Annotated in this window: 12 protein-coding genes; 10 read left to right on the forward strand and 2 right to left on the reverse strand. The window is 70.0% G+C overall.

What is annotated here, in order from left to right; translation table 11 throughout:
- Nucleotides 1-7 precede the first annotated feature (7 nt).
- Both ACIBB8_RS21780 and ACIBB8_RS21785 read left to right on the forward strand, forming a co-directional pair.
- Nucleotides 8-748 carry a class I SAM-dependent DNA methyltransferase gene (locus ACIBB8_RS21780; RefSeq protein ID WP_398954481.1) on the forward strand — a complete coding sequence of 247 codons (741 nt, stop codon included), beginning with the start codon at nt 8-10 and terminating at the stop codon, nt 746-748.
- A 96-nt stretch (nt 749-844) separates the two neighbouring features.
- Nucleotides 845-958 (forward strand): transposase, encoded by a 114-nt coding sequence (locus ACIBB8_RS21785; protein WP_398954483.1) that lies wholly within the window; start codon nt 845-847, stop codon nt 956-958.
- Nucleotides 959-1319: 361 nt separating this feature from the next.
- Here ACIBB8_RS21785 and ACIBB8_RS21790 read toward each other — a convergent pair whose 3' ends face one another.
- Nucleotides 1320-2102 carry an SDR family NAD(P)-dependent oxidoreductase gene (locus ACIBB8_RS21790; RefSeq protein ID WP_398954485.1) on the reverse strand — a complete coding sequence of 261 codons (783 nt, stop codon included), beginning with the start codon at nt 2100-2102 and terminating at the stop codon, nt 1320-1322.
- A gap of 86 nt (nt 2103-2188) precedes the next feature.
- On the opposite strand from ACIBB8_RS21790, the gene ACIBB8_RS21795 reads away from it, so the two are divergent.
- Complete coding sequence (locus ACIBB8_RS21795) at nt 2189-3040, forward strand: helix-turn-helix transcriptional regulator (protein WP_398954487.1); 852 nt, start codon at nt 2189-2191, stop codon at nt 3038-3040.
- A gap of 978 nt (nt 3041-4018) precedes the next feature.
- On the opposite strand, the gene ACIBB8_RS21800 is transcribed toward ACIBB8_RS21795, so the two are convergent.
- Nucleotides 4019-5026, reverse strand: a complete 1008-nt coding sequence (locus ACIBB8_RS21800) for an AraC family transcriptional regulator (protein ID WP_398954489.1) — start codon at nt 5024-5026, stop codon at nt 4019-4021.
- A 236-nt stretch (nt 5027-5262) separates the two neighbouring features.
- Between ACIBB8_RS21800 and ACIBB8_RS21805 the strand changes: the two genes are divergently transcribed.
- The 7 genes from ACIBB8_RS21805 to ACIBB8_RS21835 are packed head-to-tail and all read left to right on the forward strand — an operon-like array spanning nt 5263 to nt 11926.
- Nucleotides 5263-6240, forward strand: coding sequence for an alpha/beta hydrolase (locus tag ACIBB8_RS21805; RefSeq protein ID WP_398954491.1), 978 nt, complete (start codon nt 5263-5265; stop codon nt 6238-6240).
- Nucleotides 6233-6955 carry a GPR1/FUN34/YaaH family transporter gene (locus ACIBB8_RS21810; protein ID WP_398954493.1) on the forward strand — a complete coding sequence of 241 codons (723 nt, stop codon included), beginning with the start codon at nt 6233-6235 and terminating at the stop codon, nt 6953-6955. The genes ACIBB8_RS21805 and ACIBB8_RS21810 overlap by 8 nt, the downstream gene beginning before the upstream one ends.
- 34 nt (nt 6956-6989) lie before the next feature.
- Complete coding sequence (locus ACIBB8_RS21815) at nt 6990-8888, forward strand: amidohydrolase (RefSeq protein ID WP_398954495.1); 1899 nt, start codon at nt 6990-6992, stop codon at nt 8886-8888.
- Between the two features lie 50 nt (nt 8889-8938).
- Nucleotides 8939-9613, forward strand: a complete 675-nt coding sequence (locus ACIBB8_RS21820; protein ID WP_398954497.1) for a hydrolase — start codon at nt 8939-8941, stop codon at nt 9611-9613.
- 16 nt (nt 9614-9629) lie between these two features.
- On the forward strand, nt 9630-10166 hold the full coding sequence (locus tag ACIBB8_RS21825; RefSeq protein WP_398954499.1) for a DoxX family protein: 537 nt from the start codon (nt 9630-9632) through the stop codon (nt 10164-10166).
- Nucleotides 10163-11008 carry an alpha/beta hydrolase gene (locus ACIBB8_RS21830; RefSeq protein ID WP_398954501.1) on the forward strand — a complete coding sequence of 282 codons (846 nt, stop codon included), beginning with the start codon at nt 10163-10165 and terminating at the stop codon, nt 11006-11008. The genes ACIBB8_RS21825 and ACIBB8_RS21830 overlap by 4 nt, the downstream gene beginning before the upstream one ends.
- Before the next feature lie 33 nt (nt 11009-11041).
- Nucleotides 11042-11926: an alpha/beta hydrolase gene (locus ACIBB8_RS21835; protein ID WP_398954503.1), complete on the forward strand. Its 885-nt coding sequence runs from the start codon at nt 11042-11044 to the stop codon at nt 11924-11926.
- Nucleotides 11927-12812 lie beyond the last annotated feature (886 nt).

Below are 12812 nucleotides of genomic sequence, written 5' to 3' on the forward strand. Positions count from 1 at the left end.
TCCGTCCGTGACGAGCAGTGAACTGTGGACCCGTGCGACCGCCGACCGCTACGACACCGAGGAGACCGAAGCGTCCTCGGCTGCCGTTCTAGGACCGACTCTCGCCTTTCTCGCCGAGCTCGCCGGAGACGGCCGGGCACTGGAGTTCGCCATCGGAACCGGACGAGTGGGCGTCCCGCTCCGGGAACGCGGCGTGCAGGTAGTGGGAATCGAACTGTCCGAGCACATGGCAGCGGTGCTGCGGCGCAAGATCGACGAGAGCACGCTCCCGGTAACCATCGGGGACATGGCCACCACCGTCGTCCCTGGCGAGTTCACCCTTGTGTATCTCGTCTACAACACCATCACGAACCTGCTCACGCAGGACGAGCAGGTCGAGTGTTTCCGCAACGCCGCACGTCATCTGGAGCCCGGCGGCCGATTTGTCATCGAGCTGGGCGTGCCGCCGCTGCGGTTCCTGCCGCCCGGCCAGGTCGCGGTGCCGTTCGACGTCTCCGAGCGGCATCTCGGATTCGACACCTTCGACCTGGTCGAGCAGATTCTCGTCTCGCACCACTTCACCCGCGAAGGCGACGACGGCCGCTACCGGCGCGACAGCTCCCGGCACCGGTACGCCTGGCCGGCAGAGCTCGACCTGATGGCACGGATCGCTGGGCTCGAGCTGGAACGTCGCGTCGCGGACTGGGACGGGGCTCCGTTCTCCCAGGACTCCGCGAAGCACATCTCCGTGTGGCGCAAGCCAACTTGAGGTCGGCCATCGCGGGCCGTCAACGTAAGTGAAGCTTTCCCTTGATCGTGGACACCTGGAGACTGGGACCTGGGGTTCCAGAGGAAGTAGCACCAGGTGGGAAGCAAGTACACGAAGCGGTACACCGAGGAGTTCAAGCGGGACGCGATCGCGCTCGTCGACTCCTCGGGCAAGACGTTCACTGCCGTCGCCCGGGAACTCGTGGGATAGCGGCGGGATGGAGTGGGAGTTACCGCGTATTCCCGACCCTGCTCTGAGCGGACCGAACGAAAGGCGCCTGACGGGTGAAAGCCCAGCGCAGGCGCCCTTCTTCGTGCGTCTACAAGAAGCCCAACTTCTTCGGCGAGTACGACACCAGAAGATTCTTCGTCTGCTGGTGGTACAGCGCTCGCATGCCTCTGGCCTGCATGAATCACGCAACTGGCGGGAGCCGCCGCCTCGCCGGCCCGTGGCGACGGCTAGCGTGAGGCGCTGATCATGGTTGGACCTGGGAGTTCTCGCTTTGACTGGGGCTCTGCGCTGCTGCTGGGGTCCGGCGCAGTGCCGCCAAGGCTTACCCGGGCTCTCACTTTCAGGCGCCGGCGCCGCCGTCGACCGGTACGATCGCGCCGGTCACCATCGAGGCACGGTCGCTGAGCAGCCACGCGGCCACCTCGGCCACCTCTCTGGGCTCGGCCATGCGGCCGAGTGGGGTCGCTGCGTTATTGCGCTCGATGATGCCCGGGGACACCGCCTCCCACGCGTCGATCATCTCCGTGGCTGTGCCGCCGGGGGTGATGCCGTTCACTCGGATTCCCTGACGGCCCCAGGTCACTGCCGCGGTCTCGGTGATGCTGTTGAGCGCGCGCTTCATGGCGCCGTATGCGGGGAGGGCGGGGTTCGCGCGGCGGCTGCCGATGCTCGAGGTGTTGACGATCGCCCCGCCACCGTTCCGTCGCATGAGTGCGGCCTCGGCGGTCATGGCGGTCCAGTGCGAGCGGAAGTTCACGGCGAACTGCTCGTCGATGTCCTCGTCGCTCGTGGTGTCGAGCGGGCCGGGCTGCTGGATCGCCGCGCCGTTGTTGAAGGCGCCGTCGAGCCGTCCGTGCAGCTCCTCGACGCGGTCGACCGCCGCGCGGATGCTCGCACGGTCGGCGAGGTCCAGGGTGACGGCGTCGGCGACGCCTCCGTCGGCGCGGACTTCGGTGACGATGCGGTCGAGGGCGTTGGTGCTGCGGGCGGCGAGCACGACGGCGGCGCCCTCGGAGGCGAAGAGCCCGGCCGCGGCCGCCCCGATGCCGCGGCTGGCGCCGGTGATGAGCACAACCTTGCCGGTGAGCAGGCCGACGGGTGCGATGTCCGTGTTGTTCGTCATGACGACAGTGTCAGGCTGGCCTTCTGGTCGGATGCAGGCACAGGCGGTACCAGGATCCGTCGCCGCGCAGCGTGCAGACTTGGGGTATGGACAAGCAGGAGCTCGGGGCGTTCCTCCGTAGCCGTCGCGAGCGGATCCGGCCGGAGGACGTCGGCCTTCCCTCCGGACCGCGACGCCGGACACCGGGTCTGCGCCGCGAGGAGGTGGCGGTCCTCGCGCACATCTCCACGGAGTACTACGTCCGGCTCGAGCAGGGAAGGGCGCCGCGGCCGTCGGGCGAGGTCCTCGCCGGGATCGCAGGCGCGCTGCTGCTCACCGACGCCGAGTCCGACCACCTCCATGTCCTCGCGGGCACTGCGCCGAGGCGTACCGGACTGCACCGGCGCGACGTCCGCCCGAGCATCCTCGCGCTCCTCGAGCGGCTGCCGCAGACGGCCGCTTTGGTCATGTCCGCCGCGTTCGAGGTGCTCGCGTGGAATGACCTCGCGGCCGCGCTCATGGAGGACTTCGCTGAGCTCGCCCCGAAGGACCGCAATCTCGCGCGCCGGGCATTTCTCGGGCCGACGCTCGCCGATGCGACGCTGTACGGGATCTCCGACGCCTCCGAGTTCCGGTGCCAGGTCGTCATGGAACTCCGTGCCACCGTCGCCCGCTACCCGAGGGATCCCGCAGTGACCGGCCTCGTCGAAGAACTCCGCTACGCCAGCCCCGACTTCGCCCGGCTCTGGGAGCTGCACGACGTCCAGGCCACGCCGATGCTCACGAAGACCTTCCGCCACCCCGTCGTCGGGGAGATCACCGTCGACTGCGACAGGCTCACACTCACAGACCGCGACCAGCACCTCGTGCTCTACAGCGCGCCGCCAGGATCCCCTGACGCCGAGGCTCTCGCTCTCCTGAATGTACTTGGAGCCGAGGCTCGTGATTATCTGCGGTAGCGTCGCAGTCGGCCACAGCGCGCACCGGCGGCGGCAGGCGTGACTTGCGAGCCGAAGGGCGGCCGTCACACACTCACGGCCCCGAAGTTCCTGGCTCGGACACCAGGGAGCAAGCAACTGGCTTAATTCCCTGTCCACCGGGCCCCATCCCTGTGCGTCGGCCAGCGCCGTCGGCCAACCAGCGATGAAGTCCCGCCATGCCCGCTGAACAGTTTGGACGCTGGATCAACCCCCGGGGGGCCCGAACCGTCCGGGCGGCCCTCCGGCCTGTCCAGAGGAGCAGGGTCGGACAGGCCACCGCGGCTGCGCCTGCCACGCCGGTCGTGCACCAGCCAGCCAACTGTTTTTCGGCGGATCGCCACCGTGTCCACATCGCATCCGTCTTTCGCAGCCCGGCGGACTCTGGAAGACTCCAGTCGCATTCGCCCCCACAACTCCTCGTCCCATAGAGGTCCGCTGCCGTCCGCGGGCTACAGTTCTCGTCAGTCATGAGTTCCAGTGCGCAGCCCCGGCTAGCTGGACGGGGCCATTCACATTCGACGCTGGCAGTGCCACCTGCCCAAGACCGGGTGCGGGATGCTCAACCTGTCGGGTGGAGTGGTCACCGCCGGCAAGGAGTGGACGGACGGCGGCGAAGTCCACGAGGTGCACTCACTGAAGCGCCGCGCGGCTACGGCGACCCGCCCTTTGCTCATCCGGCCCAGTTCGTGCGCATGCTGCGCGCGCGCATCGAGCGCTTCGACGTGGTGCCGGACAACGGGACGCGGTGTGCCGCAGGCCTGCCTCCGGCACCATGGGGTGGTCCGGTGCGGGCGCCGGGTAGGCTCCGCCGGGCCGGGCTGACGCCCGTTGTGAGCGTCTCAGGCCTGACCGTGCGCCGGGTTGACGGCCCGGCGGCCTGACACTGAACTGCGCCCCGAGGGGACCTGACGACAGGGTAGCCATCTGGGCGCCGATGGGCCATGCGTCGGGGGAGGGCTACGGCAGCTTTCGCTGGGGGCGCGGCGGTGCAGGCGCGTTGTGTGTTGAGTCCTGGATACGGTGGCGCCGCCATTCACGGGGAGTAACGCCGTAGGCCGCCCGGAACCGGCGGGTGAAGTGGCTGGGGCTGGTGAATCCGCAGCGGGCCGCCACAGCCGACACGGGGAGTCCGGCGTGCCGCGGGGAGGCCAGCAGGCGGCATGCCGCTTCGAGTCGTTCGCCGATGACCCACTGCTCAAGCCTGATGTCGGCTCGGCTGAGCACCGCATACAACTGCCTCCGGGAGATGGCGTGTTCCTGCGCTATGCGGTCCGGCGTGAGGTCGGGGTCGGACAGATGGCGGCGTACGTAAGCCATGATCCGGTTGGCGAGGGAGCCATCCATGACCGCGCGGACACGCCGGTCGTCCTCGTCGTGCGCCGCCGAGGTCAGCAGGGCCCGGACCAGCTCGATGGTGGCATTGCCCAGGGCGGCGGTGCCGGGGTCCGCCTCCAAGCGGCCGGGGCCCCGCCACAGGGCGCGCAGGTGGTCCAGGACCAGGTCGTGCATCGGGCTGGCCCGCAGCCGTACGGAGGCCCGTACGACGGTGTCCACCGGCACCCCGAGATGTTCCATGTCGATGGTGATGGCCTGGGCGGCCCCCTCGCCGGACCAGCCGTAGCGTCGGGGCGCTAGCTCGTGGAAGACGCCGATGTCGTCCGGGCCCAGGACGTACCGCTCGCCTCCGTTCTCGGCATTGTGGACGCCCAGGGTCTGGAGCGAGACCGAGACCACGGGACGGTCGCGGTGCCATCGCACGTGCCTGGCCGTCCGCCGGACCTCGAACCCCGTGCTCCGGGCGTCGAAGAGGTCCAGTGAGCCGACCCGCCATGCCTCGAACCGGGCCCGGACCCCCGTTTCGGGTGATTCGTGGACGATGTCGTTCGGTACCGATGTGTCGTTCATCGCGTGGTGGAACGCGTCCACCCGGTCCTTCGGTGCGAAGGTGTCCAGATCCAGCAGCACGAAGTCCTGCCTCCATCAAGCCTGTTGGGTGTCCCACGCGCCATTCTCCGGCAGGTGCCGGCGGTCTCCGAGGCGAACACTGCACGGAGGGGCAAGACCCTCGCACTCAAGGGCGACCGGGGCGGCTTGATCGCGTCTAGTTTTCGGAACTGCCCCCGCAGCCCCGGTGCGGGGAAGGTGGCATCGGCGGCGTTCTTGCCGCTGTGCCATGCCCGTCCCCAGTGAGAGGCCGGATCATGACCGACCAGAACCCAATCGCGCCCGTCACCCCCGTCCTGGAGCCGGCCGCGGCCGAGTTCGCGCAGGCCACTGCGAAGCCGCCGTTCCTTTTCCAGATCGCGCCGGCCGAGGGTCGCAAGGCCGTCGACGAGGTGCAGTCCGGCCCGGTCGACCTGCCTGCCGTGGACGAGGAGTGGGTGACCGTGCCCGGCGGCCCCACTGGCGAGGTCCGGGCCCGCATCGTGCGCCCTGCGGGGGCCGCGGGTCCGCTCCCGGTCGTCATGTACATCCACGGCGCGGGCTGGGTGTTCGGCAACGCCCACACCCATGACCGCCTGGTGCGCGAACTCGCCGTCGGCGCTGCGGCGGCCGTGGTCTTCCCCGAATACGACCTGTCCCCCGAGCACCGCTACCCGGTGGCGATCGAGCAGAACTGGACCGTGGCCCGCTGGATCGTCACGGACGGCGTCGGCCACGGCCTGGACACGTCCCGGATCGCCGTCGCGGGCGACTCGGTCGGTGGCAACATGAGCGCCGCGCTGACCCTGATGGCCAAGGAGCGCGGCGGCCTGGACCTGCGCGGGCAGGTGCTTTTCTACCCGGTCACCGACGCATCCTTCAACACCGGCTCCTACCACCAGTTCGCGGAAGGGTACTTCCTGCGCCGGGACGGCATGCAGTGGTTCTGGGATCAGTACACGACCGACGAGAACGAGCGCGCCCAGATCACCGCCTCCCCGCTGCGGGCCACCACCGAACAGCTGGCCGGCCTGCCTCCAGCCCTGGTCATCACCGCCGAGGCCGATGTCCTGCGTGACGAGGGTGAGGCCTACGCCAACAAGCTGCGCGCCGCCGGCGTCCGCGTCACCGCCGTCCGCTACCAGGGCATCATCCACGACTTCGTCATGCTCAACGCCCTGCGTGGGACCTGCGCCGCCCAGTCGGCGATCGACCTCGCCATCGGCACGCTGCGGCAGGCCCTGGCCGATGACTGAGCCGGCGGCGGACGCGGCCGCGGAAGACGATCCGCTCGGCGGCGGGCGGCACTTCGAGCCCGACCTGCGCCGGATGACCCGGATCACCCTGAGGCCGATCGCCTCCCCGATGCCCCTCGGCTTCTACGCCGTGGCCATCGCCTCGGTGATCGTGGGCTGCTTCCAGCTGGGCGTGTTCGAGGAGGGCGCACGCCGGGCCGTGGGCCTGGCGATCCTGCCCGCCTTTGTGCTCCAGCTCCTGGTGGCCGTCTTCGCCTTCGGCGCCCGCGACGTGCTGGCGGCCACCCTGATGGCCTGCTTCTCCGGTCTGTGGCTGGCGACCTCGCTGACCTTGGTGCTGGATCCGCCGGGCGGGGTGCGGGTGCTGGGCGTGCTCAACGCCGTGTTCGCGTTGTTCGCCGTGCTGATGGCCTCGGTGGCGGTACGGAAGCGGGCCCTGTGGCTGGTGCTGTGCACGGCGGTGCCCCGGTTCGCCGTGGCGGCCGTCGCGAACCTGAGCGGCGCCGCGTGGGTGGGCACCCTCTCCGGATGGCTCGGGCTGCTGTTGGCCGCCGTCGCCCTGTACACGGCGTTCGCGCTGATGCTGGAGGACATGCGCGGCGAGGAGGTCCTGCCCATCGGCCGCAGCGGACCCGCCCACCACGCCGTCGACGGCGACCTGTCCGTCCAGCTGCGCAACCTCGAACGCCAGGCAGGCGTACGGCGCACGCTCTGACCCCTGACCTCGTGACGCATCGAAAGCGAGCACCATGAGCAGCATGCCCGTCGGCGGGATATCCGCCGCCCACGATTCGCCGGACGGGGAGTACGCCGACCTCGTTCTGCGCAACGGGAAGATCCACACCCAGGACCCCGCCCAGCCCGCCGCCACGGCACTGGCGGTACGCGGCGGCCGGATTGCAGCGGTGGGTGACGACGCCGACATTGCCGGTCTCGTCGGGCCCGCCACCCGGGTCGTGGACGCGATCGGCCGGCGGGTCGTCCCCGGGCTCAACGATTCCCACCTGCACGTCATCCGGGGCGGCCTGAACTACGTACTGGAGCTGCGCTGGGACGGCGTACCGTCGCTGCGCCAGGCCCTGGCCATGCTGCGCGAGCAGGCCGGGCGCACCCCGAAAGGCCAGTGGATCCGCGTCGTTGGCGGCTGGACGGCGGAGCAGTTCGCCGAACGACGGATGCCGACCCCGGCCGAGCTCACCGCCGCCGCACCGGACACACCCGTGTTCGTGCTGCACCTCTACCAGTCCGCGGTCCTCAACCGGGCCGCCGTCCACGCCGCCGGGTTCACCCGGGACACCCCCGACCCGCAGGGCGGGCAGATCGTCCGGGACCGCACCGGCGTCCCCAACGGCCTGCTGCTGGCGGCCCCCAGTGCGCTGATCCTCTACTCCACGCTGGCGAAGGCGCCGGTGCTCGACGAGACCGACAAGAAGATCTCCACCCGGCACTTCCTGCGCGAGCTGAATCGATTCGGCCTGACCTCGGCAGTGGATGCCGCAGGCGGGTTCCAGAACTTCCCCGAGAACTACGCCACCGTTACCGCGCTGGCCCGGGCCGGCGAGCTGAGCGTGCGGATCGGCTACCACCTGTTCCCGCAGACCGCCGGGCAGGAGCTGGCCGACCTGCGCCGCTGGACGGAGGCTGTCCGGCCCGGTGACGGCGACGAGTGGCTGCGGCTCAACGGCGCCGGGGAGAACTTGACCTGGGCGGCGGCGGACTTCGAGAATTTCTCCGAACCCCGGCCGGAGCTCGCGGCAGGCTACGAGGGCGAGTTCGAGCAGGCGGTGCGGCTGCTGGTGGAGCACGGCTGGGGCTTCCGGCTGCACGCCACGTACGACGAGACCATCCGCCGGGACCTGGCCGTCTTCGAGAAGCTCGCCGCCGACGGGCTGTTCCCCGCCGGGAACCGGTGGCTGTTCGACCACGCCGAGACCGTCTCACCGGACAGCCTGGGGCGGATCGCCGCGCTCGCCGGCGGCATCAGTGTGCAGAACCGGATGTCCTTCCAGGGCCGGGCGTTCGCCGAGCGGTACGGCGCCACGGCAGCGGCCGCGGCGCCGCCCGTCACGGACATGCTCCGCTTCGGGCTCCCCGTCGCGGCCGGCACCGACGCCACCCGTGTCTCCTCGTACAACCCCTGGGTGGCACTGCACTGGCTGGTCACCGGCCGCACCGTCGGCGACCGGCTGCTCCGCCCCGCAGACAGGCTCGTCACCCGCGAACAGGCCCTGGAGCTCTACACCCTCGGTGGGGCCCGCGTCACCGGCGAGGAGGCGGACAAGGGCGTCCTCGCGGAGGGCCGGTTCGCCGACTTCGCGATCCTCTCCCACGACTACCTCACCGTCCAGGCCGCGGACATCCCGCACATCGAGTCCGTACTCACCGTGGTCGGCGGCCGGATTGTCTACGCCGCGGACACCTACGAGGGCCTGGACGAGGCACTGCCGCCCGTCACCCCGGCCTGGAGTCCGGTCGCCCACTTCGGCGGCTACCAGACCACGCTTCCGCCGTCGACCACCGGAGCCCGCCAGGCCGACCTGCTGACCGAGGCCGCCGCCGAATCCGAGCGGCACCGCCAGTGGCGCGTCGCCCGCGGATTCGCTCCCGAGGAGCCGTCGCGGGTCTTCGACCCCTGCTTCGTGCTCTGACCCGAAATCTTCCCGTCACCGCTGTCGATCACCATCGGAAGGAATGCCTTATGACCGACTTCGTACTCGACCTCGATTCCGTCCGGGCCGCCCCGAGCCCGGACCTGATCACCCCCGACAACGCGATGATGCTGTTCGTCGACCACCAGCCGCAGATGTTCTTCGGCGCCGGCAGCACCGACCGGGTCTCCGTCATCAACGCCACCATCGGACTGGCCAAGGCCGCCCGGGTCTTCGACGTCCCCGTCGTGCTGTCCACCGTGGCCGCCGAGTCCTTCTCCGGACCGATCCTGCCGCAGCTGCGTGAGGTCTTCCCCAAGCACGAGATAGTCGACCGGACCACCATGAACGCGTGGGAGGACCCCGCGCTGGTCGAGGCCGTGAAGGCCACCGGCCGCAGCAAGATCATCCTGTCCGGGCTGTGGACCGAGGTCTGCCTCGTTCTGCCCGCCCTCTCCGCCCTCAACCAGGGCTACGAGGTCTACGTCGTCGCCGACGCCTCGGCCGGAGTCACACCGGCCGCCCACGAACACGCCATGCAGCGGATGACCGCCGTCGGCGCCGTGCCCGTCACCTGGCTGCAAGTGCTACTGGAGCTCCAGCGCGACTGGGCGCGCACCGAGACGTACGCGGCGACCACCGACGTAGTCAAGGAGCACGGCGGCGCGTACGGCTTGGGCGTGTTCTACGCCCACTCCATGATCGACCCGCACGCCGTCGGCTGAGGCGGGAAGGACAGCCGTGGACACCGGTCTGCTGATTCTCCGCCTCGTGGCGGGCCTGCTTATCGCCGGACACGGCGTACAGAAGGTCAGCTTTCGTCTGAGTGGCAGCGGGCTGGCCGGCGGGACCGAGGAGTTCCGGCACGACGGCTTCCGCGGCGGGGCGCTCACCGCCCTCGCCGCGGGAGCCGGCCAGATCGGCTCCGGACTCCTGCTCGCCGCCGGCGCCCTCACCCCGCTCGCCGTCGTCGGCGCGATCGGCGTGATGACCGTCGCCCTCACCGTCAAGTGGCCCAACGGACTGTGGGTGCAGAAAGACGGCTACGAATACCCGCTGGTCCTCATCGCCCTCGCCGCGGCCCTGGCCTTCACCGGCCCCGGACGCCACTCCGCCGACCAGGCCCTGGGCCTGCTGCCCTGGCCCGCTTGGTGGGCCGTGACCGCCGTGGCCGTCGGCGCGGGCAGCGGACTGGCCGTACGCGCCCTGCTGCACCGCCACGCCCCGCTTGTCCCCGTCCCTTCCGACATCCCCTCCGAAGGAGAACGTCCCCGATGACCACACGCTCTGCCTTCTCCCGGCGCACCGCCCTGGTCAGTGCTGCCGCCGCGGCCGCCGGCGCCGGACTGACCGCGGTTCCGGCCGCCCCCGCCGCAGCTGCGGGGACCGCGAGCACGCCCGGGCAGGACGGCTCGAAGTCGACGGTTGTCCTCGTGCACGGCGCGTTCGCCGACGCCTCCAGCTGGAGCCCGGTCACCGAGCGCCTTCAGCGCTGCGGCCACCAGGTGATCGCCGTACCCAACCCGCTGCGCGGCTTGGCCCACGACGCCGCACAGGTCGCGGCCCGGCTCGCCGCCGTCCCCGGCCCGGTCGTCCTGGCCGGGCACTCTTACGGCGGGGCCGTCATCACCCAGGCCGCCGCCGCGGCCGCCAACGTCAGGGCCCTCGTCTACATCGCGGCGTTCATGCCCGACGCCGGGGAGGTCCTGGGCGAGCTCGCCGGCCGCTTCCCCGGCTCCCAGCTCGAGGCGGCTCTCACCCCGGTCCCGGTCCCGGGCCCCGAAGGCGGCCCCACCGCCGACCTGTACATCCGGCCCGACCGTTTCCACGACGTCTTCGCCCAGGACGTGCCGCACTCCGTCACCCGTGTCCTGTCGGCAGGCCAACGCCCGCTCAATGGAACGGCGTTCACCGATCGCTGCACTGCTGCCGCCTGGCGTACTCTGCCCTCCTGGACCCTGATCTGCGGCCAGGACCGGGGGATCGCCCCGCAGCTCCAACGCTTCCAGGCCCAGCGGGCGGGTTCGCGTACGGCCGAAGTCCTCTCCTCCCACCTGCCGATGCACAGCCGGCCCGATGCCGTCGTCTCGTTGATCCGGGCCGCAGCCCGGGCAGTCTGATCCCGTCCGATCCGCCATGTCGAGGAGTGACCCATGAGCACGACTTCGTCCAGCCCCTCCTACGCCCGCGATCTCGCCGAGATCGAACATGCCAACGCCACCGGCCGCATCCCGGCGGTTTTCATCCATGGCCTGTGGCTGCTGCCCACCAGCTGGGAGCGGTGGGCCGCCGTGTTCGACGAGGCCGGCTTCGCCCCCGTCATGCCGGGCTGGCCCGATGATCCCGAGACGGCCGGGGAGGCCAATGCCCACCCGGAGGTGTTCGCTGGCAAGAGCGTCGGGCAGGTCGCCGACCACTTCTGCGATCTGATCGGCCGGCTGGAGCGCAAGCCCGTCGTCGTCGGCCATTCCTTCGGCGGCCTGGTCGCCCAGATCAGTGCCGGACGCGGTCTGGCGCAAGCGTCCGTCGCCATCGACCCGGCCCCGTTCCGTGGGGTCCTGCCACTGCCACTGTCCTCCCTGCGTGCCGCGAGCGTGGTCCTCGGCAACCCGGCCAACTACCATCGGGCGGTACCGCTGACGTTCGATCAGTTCCGGTACTCCTTCGCCAATGCGGTCAGTGAGGAGGAGGCCCGCGAGCTGTACGACACGTTCGCCGTCCCCGCCCCTGGCGAGCCCCTGTTCCAGGCTGCCGCGGCCAACATCAACCCCTGGACCGAGGTCAAGGTGGACACCACCGCCGCCGACCGCGGTCCCCTCCTGATCATCTCGGGAGAGAAGGACAACACCGTCCCCTGGGCCATCGCCAACGCCTCATACAAGAAGCAGGTGCAGAACGAGCACGCCGTCACCGAGATCACCGAGATCCCCGGCCGCGGCCACGCCCTCACCATCGACCACGGCTGGCGCGAGGTCGCCGACACCGCCCTCACCTTCATCCGGCGGTTCGTCGACCCGGCCGCCGAGTCCGGCTCCTGAGCCGGCGAACCCTGATGGAAGGGTGGCCCCGGGCGGACTGCCGGGGCCATTCCGCGACTCGCTCGGCGGAGCGCAGCAGTTCTGTAGCGAGCGGCAGGAGGAGTCCTTGCTGGAACGGCATGAACGTTTGCCGCACGGATGCGATGGGTCGCAGGGTGTCGCATGAGCAAGAGCGAGCTGAAGCGCACGGACGTCGGACATCGCATCGGTACCCTCCTCCGCCTCGTAGCAGCATGCACCGTACGCCGCTCACCTGCACTGCCCAGGCACCATTGAACCGTCGTGACCTGCGGAAACCGTAGAACGATGCTCGCTGCCCTTGCACGAAAAGGGCGTGATTCGGCTCGCCGCTTGGATGTGCGCCGAGAAGGGCGCCTGACGGGCATCTTCTCTGGTCAGGCGCCCTTTTTCCGCGTCTAGAAGAAGCCCAGCTTCTTCGGCGAGTACGACACCAGAAGATTCTTCGTCTGCTGGGAGTACAGACTCGATACCCGGTTGACCAGCGGAAACGGCGGACGTTGAGGCCCGAGAAACGGTGTTGGCCCGCGTATGGTCCGGTTCTTGGGAGGCGGAGCCGATTGGCGCTGTCAGTTCCTCTGCTTTGGGGCTTGCCCGCAAGCGTCATGAGAGCGTCAAGAATCGTGAACAAACCCCGCCACCGACGCCGTCCAACGTTCGCCTTGCGCGGGCTTGGAGAGGGAAGGTTCGTGGAGTCGAGGCCAGACGAGGTTGGCCGTATCCCGTTTCGTAGCGTCCCTGAAGCCAAGACAGCGGCCGCTGCGCAGCCGGAGTCCTGCAGGAAGGCATCATCCACGACGTATCACGATCGCGGTTTCGGCGACACTCTGTGGCGCCGGCACGGAAAATCGATCCGGAACCAAAATTC

Origin of the sequence: Streptomyces sp. NPDC051286 (assembly GCF_044455345.1) — a bacterium.
Classification (GTDB): Bacteria; Actinomycetota; Actinomycetes; order Streptomycetales; family Streptomycetaceae; genus Streptomyces.

Bases quoted from the DNA above. Each gene is read 5' to 3' on its own strand.
- ACIBB8_RS21835 (WP_398954503.1), top strand. From the start codon at position 11,042: ATGAGCACGACTTCGTCCAGCCCCTCCTACGCCCGCGATCTCGCCGAG.
- ACIBB8_RS21795 (WP_398954487.1), top strand. From the start codon at position 2,189: ATGGACAAGCAGGAGCTCGGGGCGTTCCTCCGTAGCCGTCGCGAGCGG.
- ACIBB8_RS21830 (WP_398954501.1), top strand. From the start codon at position 10,163: ATGACCACACGCTCTGCCTTCTCCCGGCGCACCGCCCTGGTCAGTGCT.
- ACIBB8_RS21815 (WP_398954495.1), top strand. From the start codon at position 6,990: ATGAGCAGCATGCCCGTCGGCGGGATATCCGCCGCCCACGATTCGCCG.
- ACIBB8_RS21810 (WP_398954493.1), top strand. From the start codon at position 6,233: ATGACTGAGCCGGCGGCGGACGCGGCCGCGGAAGACGATCCGCTCGGC.
- ACIBB8_RS21790 (WP_398954485.1), bottom strand. From the start codon at position 2,102: ATGACGAACAACACGGACATCGCACCCGTCGGCCTGCTCACCGGCAAG.
- ACIBB8_RS21820 (WP_398954497.1), top strand. From the start codon at position 8,939: ATGACCGACTTCGTACTCGACCTCGATTCCGTCCGGGCCGCCCCGAGC.
- ACIBB8_RS21805 (WP_398954491.1), top strand. From the start codon at position 5,263: ATGACCGACCAGAACCCAATCGCGCCCGTCACCCCCGTCCTGGAGCCG.